This window comes from Burkholderia lata, from assembly GCF_902499335.1.
In the GTDB taxonomy this organism is placed as follows: Bacteria; Pseudomonadota; Gammaproteobacteria; order Burkholderiales; family Burkholderiaceae; genus Burkholderia; species Burkholderia lata_B.
On the sequence record NZ_CABVQK010000010.1, the window covers coordinates 54,871 to 70,929 of the forward strand.

Annotated in this window: 14 protein-coding genes; 10 read left to right on the plus strand and 4 right to left on the minus strand. The window is 67.6% G+C overall.

Features of this window, described 5'->3' with window-relative positions; translation table 11 throughout:
- Nucleotides 1-52 precede the first annotated feature (52 nt).
- The 4 genes from BCO18175_RS24585 to BCO18175_RS24600 all read left to right on the plus strand — a co-directional run bounded on the left by BCO18175_RS24585 (nucleotide 53) and on the right by BCO18175_RS24600 (nucleotide 4,714).
- Entirely contained in the window at nucleotides 53-2,395 is a 2,343-nt protein-coding gene (locus BCO18175_RS24585) for an NADP-dependent malic enzyme (protein ID WP_277403796.1), read from the plus strand.
- A 377-nt stretch (nucleotides 2,396-2,772) separates the two neighbouring features.
- A complete protein-coding gene (locus BCO18175_RS24590; RefSeq protein WP_031398890.1) occupies nucleotides 2,773-3,204 on the plus strand; it encodes a ribonuclease domain-containing protein in 432 nt (143 codons plus the stop codon).
- Between the two features lie 16 nt (nucleotides 3,205-3,220).
- On the plus strand, nucleotides 3,221-3,784 hold the full coding sequence (locus BCO18175_RS24595; RefSeq protein WP_059528744.1) for a barstar family protein: 564 nt from the start codon (nucleotides 3,221-3,223) through the stop codon (nucleotides 3,782-3,784).
- Between the two features lie 222 nt (nucleotides 3,785-4,006).
- The gene (locus BCO18175_RS24600) at nucleotides 4,007-4,714 is read left to right on the plus strand and encodes a hypothetical protein (protein ID WP_174984986.1); all 708 of its coding nucleotides are present in this window, start codon (nucleotides 4,007-4,009) and stop codon (nucleotides 4,712-4,714) included.
- A gap of 108 nt (nucleotides 4,715-4,822) precedes the next feature.
- On the opposite strand, the gene BCO18175_RS24605 is transcribed toward BCO18175_RS24600, so the two are convergent.
- From BCO18175_RS24605 to speE, 3 genes are all read right to left on the minus strand, one after another.
- The gene (locus BCO18175_RS24605; protein ID WP_174984988.1) at nucleotides 4,823-5,590 is read right to left on the minus strand and encodes a 16S rRNA (uracil(1498)-N(3))-methyltransferase; all 768 of its coding nucleotides are present in this window, start codon (nucleotides 5,588-5,590) and stop codon (nucleotides 4,823-4,825) included.
- 17 nt (nucleotides 5,591-5,607) lie between these two features.
- On the minus strand, nucleotides 5,608-6,024 hold the full coding sequence (locus tag BCO18175_RS24610; protein WP_174972089.1) for a VOC family protein: 417 nt from the start codon (nucleotides 6,022-6,024) through the stop codon (nucleotides 5,608-5,610).
- Nucleotides 6,025-6,185: 161 nt separating this feature from the next.
- Entirely contained in the window at nucleotides 6,186-7,043 is an 858-nt protein-coding gene (gene speE, locus BCO18175_RS24615; protein ID WP_174916849.1) for a polyamine aminopropyltransferase, read from the minus strand.
- 216 nt (nucleotides 7,044-7,259) lie between these two features.
- Between speE and tkt the strand changes: the two genes are divergently transcribed.
- Together tkt and gap are read left to right on the plus strand one after the other, a co-directional pair.
- Nucleotides 7,260-9,332 carry a transketolase gene (tkt, locus tag BCO18175_RS24620; RefSeq protein ID WP_174984991.1) on the plus strand — a complete coding sequence of 691 codons (2,073 nt, stop codon included), beginning with the start codon at nucleotides 7,260-7,262 and terminating at the stop codon, nucleotides 9,330-9,332.
- Between the two features lie 88 nt (nucleotides 9,333-9,420).
- Entirely contained in the window at nucleotides 9,421-10,431 is a 1,011-nt protein-coding gene (gene gap / locus BCO18175_RS24625) for a type I glyceraldehyde-3-phosphate dehydrogenase (RefSeq protein ID WP_174916851.1), read from the plus strand.
- Nucleotides 10,432-10,507: 76 nt separating this feature from the next.
- Here the strand turns inward: gap and BCO18175_RS24630 are convergent, their stop codons facing one another.
- Complete coding sequence (locus BCO18175_RS24630) at nucleotides 10,508-11,410, minus strand: LysR family transcriptional regulator (protein WP_174972084.1); 903 nt, start codon at nucleotides 11,408-11,410, stop codon at nucleotides 10,508-10,510.
- A 151-nt stretch (nucleotides 11,411-11,561) separates the two neighbouring features.
- Here BCO18175_RS24630 and BCO18175_RS24635 point away from each other — a divergent pair, with 151 nt between their 5' ends.
- From BCO18175_RS24635 to BCO18175_RS24650, 4 genes are all read left to right on the plus strand, one after another.
- Nucleotides 11,562-12,335, plus strand: a complete 774-nt coding sequence (locus BCO18175_RS24635; protein WP_041493006.1) for an SDR family NAD(P)-dependent oxidoreductase — start codon at nucleotides 11,562-11,564, stop codon at nucleotides 12,333-12,335.
- 156 nt (nucleotides 12,336-12,491) lie between these two features.
- On the plus strand, nucleotides 12,492-13,940 hold the full coding sequence (locus BCO18175_RS24640) for an MFS transporter (RefSeq protein ID WP_174984994.1): 1,449 nt from the start codon (nucleotides 12,492-12,494) through the stop codon (nucleotides 13,938-13,940).
- Nucleotides 13,941-14,009: 69 nt separating this feature from the next.
- The gene (locus BCO18175_RS24645; RefSeq protein ID WP_174984997.1) at nucleotides 14,010-14,966 is read left to right on the plus strand and encodes a 2-hydroxyacid dehydrogenase; all 957 of its coding nucleotides are present in this window, start codon (nucleotides 14,010-14,012) and stop codon (nucleotides 14,964-14,966) included.
- A 10-nt stretch (nucleotides 14,967-14,976) separates the two neighbouring features.
- The gene (locus tag BCO18175_RS24650; protein WP_174985000.1) at nucleotides 14,977-16,035 is read left to right on the plus strand and encodes an L-idonate 5-dehydrogenase; all 1,059 of its coding nucleotides are present in this window, start codon (nucleotides 14,977-14,979) and stop codon (nucleotides 16,033-16,035) included.
- Nucleotides 16,036-16,059 lie beyond the last annotated feature (24 nt).

Genomic DNA, 16,059 nt, shown 5'->3' on the forward strand with positions numbered 1-16,059 from the left:
CGCGGCTGTTGCACCCGAATCGCCGGTCTGGCGGCCGATGATTGGCGCTACAATGCCGTCGAAGAGTTATTCTAATCCGCCCGCCAAGAGACACATGTCTACTCAAGCCTCCTCCAAAGCCAAGCTCCGCGAAGCCGCGCTCGACTATCACGAATTCCCGACCCCCGGGAAAATCGCGATCGCCCCGACCAAGCAGATGATCAACCAGCGCGACCTCGCGCTCGCGTACTCGCCGGGTGTGGCATACGCGTGCGAGGAGATCGTCGAGAATCCGCTCAACGCGGCGCGTTTCACCGCGCGCAGCAACCTGGTCGGTGTGGTCACGAACGGTACGGCGGTGCTCGGTCTCGGCAACATCGGCCCGCTCGCGTCGAAGCCGGTGATGGAAGGCAAGGCGGTGCTGTTCAAGAAGTTCGCGGGCATCGACGTGTTCGACATCGAGCTGAACGAGTCCGACCCGCACAAGCTCGTCGACGTGATCGCCGCGCTGGAGCCGACCTTCGGCGGGATCAACCTGGAAGACATCAAGGCGCCGGACTGCTTCATCGTCGAGCGCGAAGCGCGCAAGCGGATGAAGATTCCGGTGTTCCACGACGACCAGCACGGCACCGCGATTGTCGTGGCCGCGGCCGTCACGAACGGGCTGAAGGTCGTCAACAAGGACATCAAGAAGGTCAAGCTCGTCGCGTCCGGCGCGGGTGCGGCCGCGCTCGCGTGTCTCGACCTGCTGGTCGACATCGGCCTGCCGATCGAGAACATCCTCGTGACCGACCTGGCCGGCGTGGTCTACAAGGGCCGCACCGAGCTGATGGACCCGGACAAGGAGCGTTTCGCCCGCGAAACGGAAGCACGGACGCTGGCCGAAGTGATCGACGGCGCGGACATCTTCCTCGGCCTGTCGGCTGCCGGCGTGCTGAAGCAGGAGATGGTGAAGGGCATGGCCGAGCGCCCGCTGATCCTCGCGCTCGCGAACCCGACGCCGGAAATCCTGCCGGAACTCGCGCTCGAAGTGCGCCCGGACGCGGTGCTGGCCACGGGCCGCACCGATTACCCGAACCAGGTCAACAACGTCCTGTGCTTCCCGTTCATCTTCCGCGGCGCGCTCGACGTCGGCGCGACGACGATCACGCGTGAAATGGAGATCGCGGCCGTCAACGCGATCGCCGAGCTCGCGCAGCACGAGCAGAGCGACATCGTCGCGACCGCATACGGCATCCAGGACCTGTCGTTCGGGCCCGAATACCTGATTCCGAAGCCGTTCGATCCGCGCCTGATCGTGAAGATCGCACCGGCCGTCGCGCAGGCCGCGATGGACGGCGGCGTCGCGACGCGCCCGATCGAGGACATGGAGGCGTACCGCGTCCACCTGCAGCAGTTCGTGTACCACAGCGGCACGACGATGAAGCCGATCTTCCAGATCGCGCGCGCCGCGCCGGAAGAGAAGAAGCGCGTTGTATTCGCGGAAGGCGAAGAAGAGCGCGTGTTGCGTGCCGTTCAGATCATCGTCGACGAAAAACTCGCGAAACCGATCCTGATCGGCCGCCCGTCGGTGATCGAGCACCGTATCCAGCGCTACGGCCTGCGCCTGACGCCGGGTACCGACTTCACGGTCGTCAACACCGAGCACGACGAGCGCTACCGCGACTTCTGGCAGACGTACTACAAGATGATGGCGCGCAAGGGCATCAGCGAGCAGCTCGCGCGCGTCGAGATGCGCCGCCGCACGACGCTGATCGGCTCGATGCTGGTGAAGAAGGGCGAGGCGGACGGGATGATCTGCGGCACGATCAGCACCACGCACCGCCACCTGCACTTCATCGACCAGGTGATCGGCAAGCGCCCGGGCTGCAGCGTGTACGCGGCGATGAACGGCCTGGTGCTGCCGGGCCGCCAGATTTTCCTCGTCGACACGCACGTGAACGTCGATCCGACCCCGGAAGAGCTGGCCGAGATCACGATCATGGCCGCGGAAGAAGTGCGCCGCTTCGGCATCGAGCCGAAGGTCGCGCTGCTGTCGCACTCGAATTTCGGCACGAGCAACGCACCTTCGGCGAAGAAGATGCGCGATACGCTCGCGATCCTGCAGGAACGTGCACCGGAGCTCAAGGTTGACGGCGAGATGCACGGCGACGTCGCGCTCGACGCGGCGCTGCGCAAGGAAATCCTGCCGGAATCGACGCTGGAAGGCGAAGCGAACCTGCTGATCCTGCCGAACATCGACGCCGCGAACATCGCGTACAACCTGCTGAAGACGGCCGCGGGCAACAACATCGCGATCGGGCCGATCCTGCTGGGCGCGGCGCAGCCGGTGCACGTGCTGACCGAATCGGCGACCGTTCGCCGCATCGTCAACATGGCCGCGCTGCTGGTCGCCGACGTGAACGCCACGCGCTGAGCCAAAACGAACGCGCCAGGCCGGTCGAACCGGCCTGGCGCGTCGGGCGAAATTGTAAACAAAAGCAAAAAGAGGCGTGCCCGCAATGGGCACGCCGCGGGCAGGGCGCAAACGCGCTTCCCTCAAGCAACATCAGCATCTCTCTCCACTCAGCGTAGCGGCGTGGCAAGGAGGCAGAGTCTTGCCATGCCAGAGATGCCGTCTGCATTTTATCCCGTGTAAGATAAATGTAGTGTGATTTCGGTAAAAAATGCACAATTCCGGGTATCACTGGTCTTTCGATTCCCAAACGGACATTGATTCGCGCGGCCAATAACGCTACGCTAACGCCTTTGTTGGTCGTCAACTACTTGATTTAACAGCGGGAACCCTGGTTCATGGCACGCAAGTGGCTCCGCAACGGCGCGCTCGCGTCCGTCTTCGCGATGTTCGCGATGGGTATCGTCGGCACGCCGACGGGCAGTCTGGTTTCCGCCGCTTACGCACGGGAGGCCGTTCCGGCCGACGTGGCGGCGAGCGGGCTCGATACGATTCCGACCGCCCGTCTTCCGCGCGAGGCCGTGACCACGCTGGGCCTGATCGGCGCTGGCGGTCCCTATCCGTACGAGAAAGACGGCGTCGTGTTTGGCAACCGCGAGCGGATCCTGCCAAAAGCGAAGCGCGGCTACTACCATGAGTACACGGTACCGACGCCGCGTGCCCGCAATCGCGGCGCGCGCCGGATCGTCTGTGGCGGGCCATTGCGCCGGATCGACAACTGTTATTACACGGGCGACCACTACAACAGTTTTAAACGTATTGTTGAATGACTTCGGGACGAATGGCATGAGCGACTCCATCTACGCGCACGAAACGGCGGCGGCGGAACTGTTCGCAGCCGGCGACGGCAATCTGTTTCAGCGCGTGATCCAACTGCACGCGGCGGCACAGGCTGGCGGCACGCCGGAGCAACAGGAAGCCGAGCCCGGGCTTTCATCGAACGAGGAGCCTATGAGCCTTTTCACGACCGTGCGACCCAATCTCGTGCAGTCGATCCGCGCGTTCCGCGTGCAGGATCTCGCCGACGAAGCCGGCCGGCTCGGCCAGCATTTCCTGTATGCGTATTGCGGCGCCGCGCAGTCGAAGCAGGAAGTGATGGAAACGATCGCGACGTCGTTCCTGTTCCCGAAGCATTTCGGGAAGAACTACGACGCGCTGTACGACTCGCTGACCGACCTCGTCGCGAAGGCTGGCGCGCAGCCCGGTTTCGTGATCGTCCTGGAAGGGCTGCCGATCGCGCAGAAGTTCGACAAGGAAGGGCGCGAGACGCTGCTCGACGTGTTCCGCGAGGCGGCCGAATTCTGGGCCGAGCGCAAGGTCGCGTTCCGCGTGTTCTACTCGTTCGCGTAAGCGCATGTCGGCCAGCGGCCGATCCGCCGAACACCCCCTGAAAGCCCGCTTCGAGCGGGCTTTTTTGCGCCCACGCGATGCGCGCGGGCCGGTGCGGCGCGTCGCTCGCTGACATCGACCTTTCATCGGGCACTTTTTTTCGAGACAATCTCGGTCGGCCCGGCCGCGGCAGCCGCCGCATCGGGCGCATACAACAAACCATCGAGAGAGGGCTGTCTTCCCATGAATATTTCCCGTTCCGCACGCGCCGTCGTGCTGCCCCTGCTGGTCGCGGCGGGCGCCGCGCACGCCGCGCCGCTTACGCCTGAGCAGACCGTCGACCTCTATATCGGCGCACTCGTCAACGGCGACGTGTCGAAAGCCCGCGAGTTCAACGACGCCGTACGTGCGAGTTACAGCGGCAAGGACGCGCTCGACATCGACGTGCTGTCGAAGATGGGCGATTCGATGCGCAAGGACATGGCCGAAGGCATGCTGGCGCCGATGCCGCCGAAGGCGAGTGCCGCATTGCGTCCGTCGGTCGAGAGCATGGCCGCGGCCTATCAGCGTGCGGTCAATCGCTCGGAGTGCAAGGCAACCGGGTCGTCGCAACGACCGAACTCGGCTGTCGAGGGCCACACGGTCGCGACGGTCGAATTCTCGTGCCGCGTGCCGGATGCGGGGCCGGGCGGGAAGGCGCTCGAGGCGAAGCTTGGCCCCAACCGGCGCCTGAAGAACGATGCGGCACGCGTTGCCGCGTTCAAGGCGGTCTTCTCCGGCATCGCGCAGGTTCTGGACGACGCGCCGGTGACGCGCCCGGCGACGGGCAAGATCGACGTTTACAGCCTGGAGGCGGGTGGCTGGACGACCGGAAGCCCGCAAGACGTGCTGACGCCGGTGCTCGATACGTTGTCCGATTCGATGCCGCACGGCTCGTCGAGCGACAAGTAAGTCGCGATAGCCCCCGCGTCGAAACGCGCCGCATTCCTGCGGTGATGCCGGCCGCTTATCGTGCGGTCACGGAGGTGTCGCGCTGCCTGACGGCGGCACGACTCTTGGTCACCACCCGCCCCAGCGCGCCGCGAGCGCCGCGAGCACGGCCGCGCCGGCCGTCTCGGTGCGCAGCACGCGGGGCCCGAGCGACAGCGCGGTGAACCCGCGTGCGCGTGCCGCATTTTCCTCGTCGGGCGACAGCCCGCCTTCCGGCCCGATCAGCAGCGTGACGGTTGCGGCCGGCGGCGCGTCGGGCAGCGACGCGAACGGGATGCTCGCGCGCGGCGACAGCAGCAGCCGCAGTTCGCCTTCGGCCGGCGAGGCCGGCAGCGTATCGAGCCACGCGTTGAAGCTGGCTACCGGCGCGACGTCGGGCACGCGGTTTCGCCCGCATTGCTCGCACGACGCGCGCACGACGCCGCGCCAGTGCGCGACGCGCTTGTCCGCGCGCTCGCCGGCGAGCTTCACGACACCGCGCGCGGTCGACAGCGGCACGACCGCCGCCACGCCGAGCTCGACGGCCTTCTCGATCACCCAGTCCATCTTGTCGCCGCCGGCGATGCCTTGCGCGAGCGTCACGCGATAGGGCGGCTCGGCTTCGGCCGGTTCGAACGTGTCGATCTGCGCGAGCGCGCTGCGCTTGTCGATCTCGACGAGCCGCGCGCGGTACTGGCCGCCGGTGCCGTCGAACAGCGCGAGCACGTCGCCGGGCTGCAGGCGCAGCACCTGCGCGTGGCGCGCGACATCGGCCGGCAACGCGAGCGTGGCGTCGGCGCGCAGTGCCGCGTCGACGAAAAAGCGCGGCACGGCCGCGGTGGTGGTGGCTTCGTTCATGCGTGTAGCGGTTTGGGTCATGCGTCGAGGCGGTGTCCGAGTGCCCACCGGTAGCCGTCGAGATCCTCGATCTGTGCGAACCGGTCGCCCCAGAACTGATCCTGCGGCGGGCTCAGCGATTTCGCGCCCGCGTCGAGCGCGCGCTGCCAGGTGGCGTCGACGTCGTCGACATACAGGTAGAACGATTGCGGCGCGGTGGCGTTCGCGCTCTTCGGCGTGAGCGCGGTCGAGCCGAACGCACCCTCGGGCGCGAACATCACGATCAGCTGGCCGCGGTAGGCCATCTCGACGTGCATGATCGCGCCGTCCTCGTCGTGCACGTCGCGCAGCTCGAAGCCGAATGCGGCCTTGAAGAAATCGATGGCCGCGCGCGCGTTGCGTACGGCCAGGTAGGGCGTCAACCAAGGCACGTTGGCCGGACGTGGATCGGTCATGAAAATCTCCTGTGTGGGCGCTTCGGCGCTTGCGCTGATTCCATGCTTCGGCGTTCGTTCAGGGGGCGTCGCGGCGTCCGGGGCGTTTCGCCCCGGTGCCGGACATCACGAATCCTGCGAAGTCGCGATGAAAAAACGGAGCGAGGCGGCCGCGCGGACGCTCAGCGGCGGACACCCAGTGTATCGCGCAGCGCGCACGGCAGGGCAAAGAGGGACGCATGCAGCCGCGCGTCGTAGTAGCGCAAGCCCTGGACGCGGCGGGCGGCGAGCCGTTCGTCGATGTCGTGTGCGAACAGCGCGGCCGCGTCGAGCGTGTCGCTCGCGATCGCCATCAGCCACTGCGAGCCATAGAGCGGCACGTGCGCGGACAGCGGATCGACGACCGCGAAGCTCGCGCGCAGGTCGTCGAGCAGCGCGGCGATGCGCGCCGCGTGGAATACCGGCGAGCCGAGATGTATCGAGATCGCACCGCACGGCGCGAGGATCCGCTTGAGCCGGGCGTAGAACGCACGCGTATAGAGGCCGGCCGCCGGCGAATCGGGCGGCGTGAGGTCGAACACGACGAGATCGAAATGCTCGACGGTCGAATCGACGAAATGCGCGGCGTCGCCGATCACGACCTCGACACGCGGGTCGTCGAGCGCGCCCTGGTGCACGTCGTCGAGATAACGGCGCGCCATCCCGACCACCTCGTCGTCGAGTTCCGCGATCACGATCCGCTCGATGCACGCATGCTTGAGCAACTGACGCGCCGCGCCGCCGTCGCCGCCGCCGAGCACGAGCGCCCGGCGCGGCGACGGATGCGCGAGCGCGGCCGGGTGCGTCATGCACTCGTGATAGACGTACTCGTCGCCGACCGACGTCATCGGCCGGCCGTCCAGCGTGAACAGGCGGCCGAGCTGCGGGGTTTCCCAGACCTCGATCTGCTGGTGCGGCGACGCGACGTGCGCGAGGCGCCGGGCGTTCGGGAAGCCGTAGGCGGAGTCGGGCGTAGGGTGGAAGAGAAGAGTCGTGCTCACGGGCGGGCCACTCCGGGCAGGCAGTTCCGACGTCTGAATTATAGGAGGCGGGCGGTTTGACGGAAAACCGTGCCGGAACACTACTCGCCGACAAGGGAAATGTCAGCCCATCTGTTAAAATGACGAGCTTTGCAGCCCCGTCCGTAGGCTCCGTCCGCTTCGCGTCCGTCAGGCGCCGCACCGCGCGCCGGGAACGATTGACGCTCGAGCTTCCGGATGCCGCCGTGCCCCCGTTTCCTCGACTCGTTCTCCGGACTCGACATGACGACTTCGTCTCCCGCCTCCACCACCCTGATGGCCAACGCGATCCGTGCGCTCGCGATGGACGCCGTTCAGCAAGCGAACTCCGGCCACCCCGGCATGCCGATGGGCATGGCCGAAATCGGCGTCGCGCTCTGGTCGCGCCATCTGAAACACAACCCGACGAACCCGCACTGGGCGGACCGCGACCGCTTCGTGCTGTCGAACGGCCATGGCTCGATGCTGCTGTACTCGCTGCTGCACCTGACCGGCTACGATCTGCCGATGGAAGAGCTGAAGAACTTCCGCCAGCTGCACTCGAAGACGCCGGGCCACCCGGAATACGGCATCACGCCGGGCGTCGAGACGACCACCGGCCCGCTCGGCCAGGGTCTCGCGAACGCGGTCGGCATGGCACTCGGCGAAGCGCTGATGGCCGACGAGTTCAACCGTGACGGTGCGAAGATCGTCGATCACCACACGTACGTGTTCCTCGGCGACGGCTGCCTGATGGAAGGCATCTCGCACGAAGCCTGCTCGCTCGCCGGCACGCTGAAGCTGAACAAGCTGATCGCGCTGTACGACGACAACGGCATCTCGATCGACGGCGACGTCGTCAACTGGTTCCACGACGATACCCCGAAGCGTTTCGAAGCCTACGGCTGGAACGTGATCCCGAACGTGAACGGCCATGACGTCGACGCGGTCGACGCGGCCATCGCGAAGGCGAAGCTGTCGGACAAGCCGACGCTGATCTGCTGCAAGACGGTGATCGGCCAGGGCGCGGCGACCAAGGCCGGCGGCCACGACGTGCACGGCGCGGCGCTCGGCGCGGAAGAAATCGCGAAGACGCGCGAAGCGCTCGGCTGGACGTGGGCGCCGTTCGTGATTCCGCAGGAAGTCTATGCGGCATGGGACGCGAAGGAAGCCGGCAAGCGCGCGGAAACCGAATGGGACGCGAAGTTCGCTGCATATCGCGCCAAGTTCCCGGCAGAAGCCGCCGAATTCGAGCGCCGGATGGCCAACCAGCTGCCGGCCGACTGGGCCGAGAAGGCTGCGGCGATCATCGCCGGCGCGAACGAGCGCGGCGAGACGGTGGCGACCCGCAAGGCATCGCAGCAGGCGATCGAAGGTCTGGCTGCCGCGCTGCCCGAGCTGCTCGGCGGCTCGGCCGACCTGACCGGCTCGAACCTGACCAACTGGAAGGCGTCGAAGGCCGTCCGTGCGAATCCGGAAGGCCCGGGCGTCCAGCTGGGCAACCACATCAACTACGGCGTGCGCGAATTCGGCATGAGCGCCGCGATCAACGGCCTCGCGCTGCACGGCGGCCACAAGCCGTTCGGCGGCACGTTCCTGACGTTCTCCGACTACAGCCGCAACGCGCTGCGCGTGGCCGCGCTGATGAAGCTGCCGTCGATCTTCGTGTTCACGCACGATTCGATCGGCCTCGGCGAAGACGGCCCGACGCACCAGTCGATCGAGCACGTGTCGAGCCTGCGCCTGATCCCGAACCACGACGTGTGGCGTCCGGCCGACACGGTCGAAACGGCCGTCGCATGGACGCACGCGGTTGCAGCCGACCGTCCGTCGAGCCTGATCTTCAGCCGCCAGAACCTGGCATTCAATCCGCGTACCGATGCGCAGATCGCGAACATCGACAAGGGCGGCTACGTGCTGAAGGACTGGGACGAAGAGATCGTCGCGCGCAAGATCATCCTGATCGCGACGGGCTCGGAAGTCGAACTCGCGATGAAGGCCGTCGAGCCGCTCGCGCAGCAAGGCATCGCGGCACGCGTCGTGTCGATGCCGTCGACCAACGTGTTCGACCGCCAGGACGCCGAGTACCGTGAGCGCGTGCTGCCGCAGGGCGTGCGCCGCGTCGCGATCGAAGCGGGCGTGACGGCCTTCTGGCACAAGTACGTCGGCCTCGAAGGCGGCGTCGTCGGGATCGACACGTTCGGTGAATCGGCGCCGGCCGGCGTGCTGTTCAAGTACTTCGGCTTCACCGTCGAGCACGTCGTCGAGACCGCCAAGGCCGTGCTGGCCTAAAAGCATACGCGACGCGCGCTACCCCTCGCGCGCGTCGCACCGTGAAGCTGCACGAAACGAATTTTTTTCAGCCATCAGGAGATAGACCATGACGATTCGCGTCGCAATCAACGGCTACGGCCGCATCGGCCGCAACACGCTGCGCGCGTTCTACGAGAACGGCAAGAAGCACGACATCGAGATCGTCGCGATCAACGATCTGGGCGATGCGAAGACCAACGCGCACCTGACCCAGTACGACACCGCGCACGGCAAGTTCCCGGGTGAAGTGTCGGTCGACGGCGATTACCTCATCGTGAACGGCGACAGGATCCGCGTGCTGGCGAACCGCAACCCGGCCGAACTGCCGTGGGGCGAGCTCGGTGTCGACATCGTGATGGAGTGCACGGGCTTCTTCACGACGAAGGAAAAGGCGAGCGCGCACCTGAAGGGCGGCGCGAAGAAGGTGATCATCTCGGCGCCGGGCGGCAAGGACGTCGACGCAACGATCGTCTACGGCGTGAACCACAACGTGCTGAAGGCCGAGCACACCGTCATCTCGAACGCATCGTGCACGACGAACTGCCTCGCACCGCTCGTCAAGCCGCTGCACGACAAGATCGGCCTCGAAACGGGCCTGATGACGACGATCCACGCTTACACCAACGACCAGGTGCTGACGGACGTCTATCACGAAGACCTGCGCCGCGCGCGTTCGGCCACGCACAGCCAGATCCCGGCGAAGACGGGTGCTGCTTCGGCGGTTGGCCTGGTGCTGCCGGAACTGAACGGCAAGCTCGACGGCTACGCGATCCGCGTCCCGACGATCAACGTGTCGATCGTCGACCTGTCGTTCATCGCGAAGCGCGACACGACGGTCGAGGAAGTCAACGCGATCATGAAGGAAGCATCGGAAGGCGCGCTGAAGGGCATCCTCGGCTACAACACCGCACCGCTGGTGTCGATCGACTTCAACCACAACCCGGCTTCGTCGACGTTCGACGCAACGCTGACCAAGGTGTCGGGCCGCCTCGTGAAGGTGTCGAGCTGGTACGACAACGAGTGGGGTTTCTCGAACCGCATGCTGGATACGGCTGTCGCGTTCGCGAACGCGAAGTAATCCCGCACGTTGCGCGGCCGCCGCAAGGCGGCCTGCGTAGCGAACGAGCCCGGCCCGGTTTTCCGGCCGGGCTTTTTTATTGTCCGCCGTTATTGCTTGATGCCGCCGTCACCTGCTCGAGCGCGGTGACGAACGCGCGCTTCAGCGGGCTGTCGAGATCGGTCCACGCGAGACCGATGCCGGTGCGGTGCCCGGCCAGGTCGAGCGGCCGCGCGAGCACGTTCGGCGGCAGTGCGCTGGCGGCTTCCGCCGGAATCAGCCCGATGCCCATCCCCGCCGCGACGAGCGCGAGCATCGTCGTGAACTCCCCGAACTCCTGCGCGATTTCGAGCGTCGTGCCCGCGCGGCTCAGCGCGAGCAGCATGTCGTCGTGAAAGCCCGGCGCGTAGCGGCGCGCGAGCACGAACGCGGGCTGGCCGCGCAGCGCGGCCGGTGAGATCGCATCGTGTGCGGCGAGCGGATGGTCGAGCGGCAGCGCGACGACGAAGCCTTCCTCGAGCACCACGCGCGTGTCGATGCCCGCATACGCGGCCGGCAGTCGGATCATCCCGAAATCGATCCGCCGGTCGCGCAGCGCGGCGATCTGGTCGGGCGTCGGCATGTCCTTCAGTTCGAGCGTGATCAGCGGATAGCGCTCGCGCATCGTACGCAGCACGGCCGGCAGCAGCGTAGGCAGCACCGACGACACGAACGCGATCCGCAGCGTGCCGATCTCGCCGCGACTCGACAGCCGCGCCATCTGTTCCGCGCGCGCGGCCTGCTGCAGCGTGGCGCGCGCTTCGGGCAGGAACACGCGCCCCGTATCGCTCAGTTCGACCTTGTGCCGGTCGCGCTCGAACAGGCGCGCGCCGAGTTCTTCCTCGAGCGCCTTGATCTGCATGCTCAGCGCGGGCTGCACGATGAACAGGCGCTGCGCGGCGCGCCCGAAATGCAGCTCTTCCGCGAGCGTGACGAAGGCGCGCAATTGCTTGAGTTCCATGGGCGGCGGGCAGGCGAGGGCGGTAATCAGGTTTCATGATAACCGGATCAAAAAAGACCATTGGCGCGACGCCCGGCCAGCAGCCGAAGATACCGTCAACGCGAGACCGGCCGCGATGGGCCGCCGGCTCGACTGGCACGAGGAGACACGCATGACCAACGCGCTTGAACGGTTCCGCCTCGACGGCCGCCGCGCACTGATTACCGGTTCCGGACGCGGGATCGGGCTGACGCTCGCCCGCGGGCTGGCCGAAGCGGGGGCGGCGATCGTCATCAACGATCGCAATGAGGAGAAGGCCGCGACGCTCGTGCGGCACCTGCGCGAGGAAGGCTTCACGGCCGACTACGCGGTATTCGACGTCGCCGAGCACGCGCAGGTGCGCGCGGCGATCGACGATTTCGAGGCGCGCGTCGGCGCGATCGACATCCTCGTGAACAACGCGGGCATCCAGCGCCGCGCGCCGCTCGACGCGTTCGAACCGGACGACTGGCATGCGCTGATGCGCGTGAACCTCGACGGCGTGTTCAACGTCGCGCAGGCCGTCGCGCGGCACATGATTGCGCGCGGCCGCGGCAAGATCATCAACATCTGCTCGGTGCAGAGCGAGCTCGCGCGGCCGACGATCGCGCCGTATGCGGCGACCAAGGGCGCGGTGCGGATGCTGACGAAAGGGATGTGCGCCGACTGGGCGCGCCACGGCATCCAGGCGAACGGCCTTGCGCCCGGCTATTTCGAAACCGAACTCAACCGCGCGCTGGTCGACGATGCGGCGTTCTCGGACTGGTTGTGCAAACGCACGCCGGCCGGCCGCTGGGGGCGCGTCGACGAGCTGTGCGGCGCGGCGATCTTCCTCGCATCGGCCGCGTCCGATTTCGTGAACGGCCAGACGCTGTTCGTCGACGGCGGCCTGACCAGCGCCGTCTGAGCGGCGGCGTGCCCGCGCCGTGCGCGGAGCGCCGTTGCGCCGGCTGAGGCCGGCATCCGAATTCCCAGAAGAGCCCGCCGCACGAGCGGGCCGATGTCCCGGTCGCACGACACGCGGCCGGGTTCCGGAACGGAAGGCAGGAGACAGGAGACAACGATGGATCGCATTTCCCCGCCGCCCGCGCGGCACGATGCAGGGTCCGGCGCGCCGGGCGGGACCGCCGGGCGCCGCGGCGTCGACACGAAGCAGCTCAACCGCGCGGCATGGACCTGCTTGCTCGGCAGCGCGCTCGAATACTACGATTTCGCGTTGTACACGCTCGCGTCCGCGCTGGTGTTCGGGCCGCTGTTCTTTCCCACGCAGACTGCCGAGATGCGGCTGATCGCGAGCTTCGGCACCTACTTCGTCGGCTTCGCGGTGCGCCCGCTCGGCGGCGTCGTGTTCGGCGTGCTCGGCGACCGCATCGGCCGCAAGTTCGTGCTGACCGCGACGGTACTGCTGATGGGTGTCGCGAGCACGCTGATCGGCGTGCTGCCGACCTTCGCGACGGCCGGCTACTGGGCGCCCGCGCTGCTGATCCTGCTGCGCATCATGCAGGGCCTCGGTGCCGGCGCGGAACAGGCCGGCGCCGCGGTGCTGATGACCGAATATGCGCCGCCGGGCAAGCGCGGCTTCTATGCGTCGCTGCCGTTCCTCGGCATCCAGCTCGGCACGGTGCTGGCGGCGGCCGTCTATTTCCTGCTGCTCGCGAACATCGATCGCGTGACGGACGGCTGGGGCTGGCGCGTGCCGTTCCTGTTCAGCGCGGTGATCGTCGCGGTCGGGATCTACATGCGCGTGCGGCTGCACGAGTCGCCGACCTTCGTGCGGCTCGAGAAGCGTGCGCAGGTGTCGGCGAATCCGCTGAAGAGCGCCGTGCAGCATTCGAAGCGCTCGTTGCTGATCGGCATCGGCCTGCGGATGGCCGAGAACGGCGGCTCGTCGATCTACCAGGCGCTCGCGGTCAGCTATCTCGCCGGCGTGATCGGGATGAAGGGGCCGATCGGCGCGCTCGCGCTGGTGTGCGCGGCGACCGTCGGCGCGTGCACGGTGCCGCTGGCCGGCTGGCTGAGTGACCGCTTCGGCCGTGTGCGCGTGTATCGCACGTTCGCGTGGCTGCAGCTCGCGCTCGCATTTCCGGTGTGGTGGATCTTCAGTCACGGCAACGTGGTCGCGAGCGTGATCGCGATCTCGGTTGCGCAGGGCTTCGCGAACTGGGGGATGCTCGGCGCGCAGGCCGCGCTGCTGCCCGAACTGTTCGGCGCGCGCCATCGCTACATGGGCGTGTCGTTCTCACGTGAAGTATCGGCGGTGCTCGCGGGCGGGATTGCACCGCTCGTCGGCGCGACGATCATCGCGACAGTGATCGCGCTGCACGGCGGCGACCACGCGGCCGGCGTGCGCGCGTGGGTGCCGATCGCCGCGTACCTGGTGCTGCTGACGCTGATCACGCTGTTCACGACGTCGCGGATGCCGGAAACGCTGAACCGCGATCTCGACGATCCGCTCGACGCGGCACAGGCGGCGCCGGCACCGGACGCCGATTCGCTCGCGCGGCACGCATGAACGGGCCGGGCGGCTGACGCGGCCCGGCACGCTTTCGCATTCAACTTATCTCGACAGGAGCAAGCGCAGATGGCGCACGAATCGACCCAGCGGCCCGAACTGCTGATGACGGGCCCTTACCAGCCGTGGGACGACGCATGGCTGTCGGCCGGCTACGACGTCCACCGGCTGTGGGAGGCCGCCGACCGTGCGGCATTCCTCGCCGAACACGGCGCCGGCGTGCGCGCGATCGCGACGCGCGGCGATCTCGGCGCGAATGCCGAGCTGATCGCCGCGCTGCCGAAGCTCGAGATCATCTCGTGCTACGGCGTCGGCACCGATGCGATCGATCTCGCCGCCGCGCGCGAGCGCGGCATCCGCGTGACGAATACGCCCGACGTGCTGACCGGCGATGTGGCCGATCTCGGCGTCGGGCTCGCGCTCGCGATGCTGCGCCGCATCGGTGCCGGCGACGCATACGTGCGCTCCGGCGCATGGCGCGACGGCGACATGCCGCTCGTCACGCGGCTCTACGGCAAGCGCGTCGGCGTGGTCGGCTTCGGCCGGATCGGCACGACGATCGCGCGCCGGCTGTCCGGCTTCGACGTCGAGCTCGGCTACTTCGACGTCGCGCCGCGCGCGGACAGCCCGCACCGCTTCTTCGGCGATCTTGCGGAGCTGGCCGGCTGGTGCGACCTGCTGATCGTCACGCTCGCGGGCGGGCCGACGACGCGTCACCTCGTCGACGCGGCCGTGCTCGATGCGCTCGGGCCGCAAGGCTACCTGGTGAACGTGTCGCGCGGCACGACCGTCGACGAACCGGCGCTGCTCGACGCACTCGAGCGCAATGCGATCGCCGGCGCCGCGCTCGACGTGTTCTGGAACGAGCCGCGCATCGACCCGCGTTTCCTCGCGTTGCCGAACGTGCTGCTGCAGCCGCACCATGCGAGCGGTACGATCGAGACGCGCCAGGCGATGGGCTGGCTCGTGCGCGACAACCTTGCCGCGCACTTCGCCGGCGAGCCGCTGGTCACGCCGGTCGTCTGAGGAGGCTGTCATGCGTATGCGTTGCATGTGTGTCGTGATCCACGGGCCGAACGACCTGCGGGTGGAAGAGCAGGACGCAGGCGAGATCGGCCCGGGCCAGGTGCGCGTCGATGTCGCGATGGGCGGCATCTGCGGCTCCGATCTCCATTACTTCCGGCACGGTGGCTTCGGTGCGATCCGGCTGCAGCAGCCGATGGTGCTCGGCCACGAGGTGGCCGGCACGGTCGCGGAAGTGGCGCCGGACGTGACGTCGGTGAAGGTCGGCGATCGCGTCGCGGTCAATCCGAGCCGGCCGTGCGGCGCGTGCCGCTACTGTCTCGAAGGGCTGCCGAACCAGTGTCTCGACATGCGCTTCTACGGCAGCGCGATGCGGATGCCGCACGTGCAGGGCGCGTTCCGCAACGCGCTCGTGTGCGACGCGGTGCAGTGCGTGAAGGTCGCCGATCACGTGCCGCTGTCGCTCGCGGCGCTCGCCGAACCGTTCGCGGTCGGGCTGCATGCGGTGTCGCGCGCGGGCCCGCTGATCGGCAAGCGCGTGCTCGTGTCGGGCTGCGGGCCGATCGGCGTGCTGGCGGTTGCGGCGGCGCGCGTGCACGGCGCGGCGGAGATCGTCGCGACCGACGTGGTCGAGGCGCCGCTGGAAGTGGCGAGCGCGCTCGGCGCCGACCGCACGATCAATGCGGCAGCCGATTCCGGATGGGTCGAGCGCTACAGTGCCGACAAGGGCACGTTCGACGTGATGATCGAGTGTTCGGGCAATGCGCGTGCGCTGCGCGACGGGCTGGACGTGATGCGCCCGCGCGGGGTCGTCGTGCAGCTCGGGCTCGGCGGCGACGTCAGCCTGCCGCAGAACGTCGTGGTCGCGAAGGAGTTGTCGATCTGCGGATCGTTCCGCTTCCACGCGGAGTTTGCGCTCGCGGTGCAACTGATCAATGCGGGGCGCGTCGACCTGCGGCCGGCCGTCACGCGCGTGTTCCCGATGCGTGACGCGAATCTCGCGTTCGAACTGGCCGGCGACCGGCAGCGCGCGATGAAGGTGCTGATCGATTTCGCGGACGAGGCGGCGTAGCGGTCACGGTCACGCGCTGGCGCG

Bases quoted from the DNA above. Each gene is read 5' to 3' on its own strand.
- BCO18175_RS24585 (WP_277403796.1), top strand. From the start codon at position 53: ATGCCGTCGAAGAGTTATTCTAATCCGCCCGCCAAGAGACACATGTCT.
- tkt (WP_174984991.1), top strand. From the start codon at position 7,260: ATGCCGCCGTGCCCCCGTTTCCTCGACTCGTTCTCCGGACTCGACATG.
- BCO18175_RS24610 (WP_174972089.1), bottom strand. From the start codon at position 6,024: ATGACCGATCCACGTCCGGCCAACGTGCCTTGGTTGACGCCCTACCTG.
- BCO18175_RS24640 (WP_174984994.1), top strand. From the start codon at position 12,492: ATGGATCGCATTTCCCCGCCGCCCGCGCGGCACGATGCAGGGTCCGGC.
- BCO18175_RS24635 (WP_041493006.1), top strand. From the start codon at position 11,562: ATGACCAACGCGCTTGAACGGTTCCGCCTCGACGGCCGCCGCGCACTG.
- BCO18175_RS24600 (WP_174984986.1), top strand. From the start codon at position 4,007: ATGAATATTTCCCGTTCCGCACGCGCCGTCGTGCTGCCCCTGCTGGTC.
- BCO18175_RS24650 (WP_174985000.1), top strand. From the start codon at position 14,977: ATGCGTATGCGTTGCATGTGTGTCGTGATCCACGGGCCGAACGACCTG.
- BCO18175_RS24645 (WP_174984997.1), top strand. From the start codon at position 14,010: ATGGCGCACGAATCGACCCAGCGGCCCGAACTGCTGATGACGGGCCCT.
- gap (WP_174916851.1), top strand. From the start codon at position 9,421: ATGACGATTCGCGTCGCAATCAACGGCTACGGCCGCATCGGCCGCAAC.
- BCO18175_RS24595 (WP_059528744.1), top strand. From the start codon at position 3,221: ATGAGCGACTCCATCTACGCGCACGAAACGGCGGCGGCGGAACTGTTC.
- BCO18175_RS24605 (WP_174984988.1), bottom strand. From the start codon at position 5,590: ATGAACGAAGCCACCACCACCGCGGCCGTGCCGCGCTTTTTCGTCGAC.
- BCO18175_RS24630 (WP_174972084.1), bottom strand. From the start codon at position 11,410: ATGGAACTCAAGCAATTGCGCGCCTTCGTCACGCTCGCGGAAGAGCTG.
- BCO18175_RS24590 (WP_031398890.1), top strand. From the start codon at position 2,773: ATGGCACGCAAGTGGCTCCGCAACGGCGCGCTCGCGTCCGTCTTCGCG.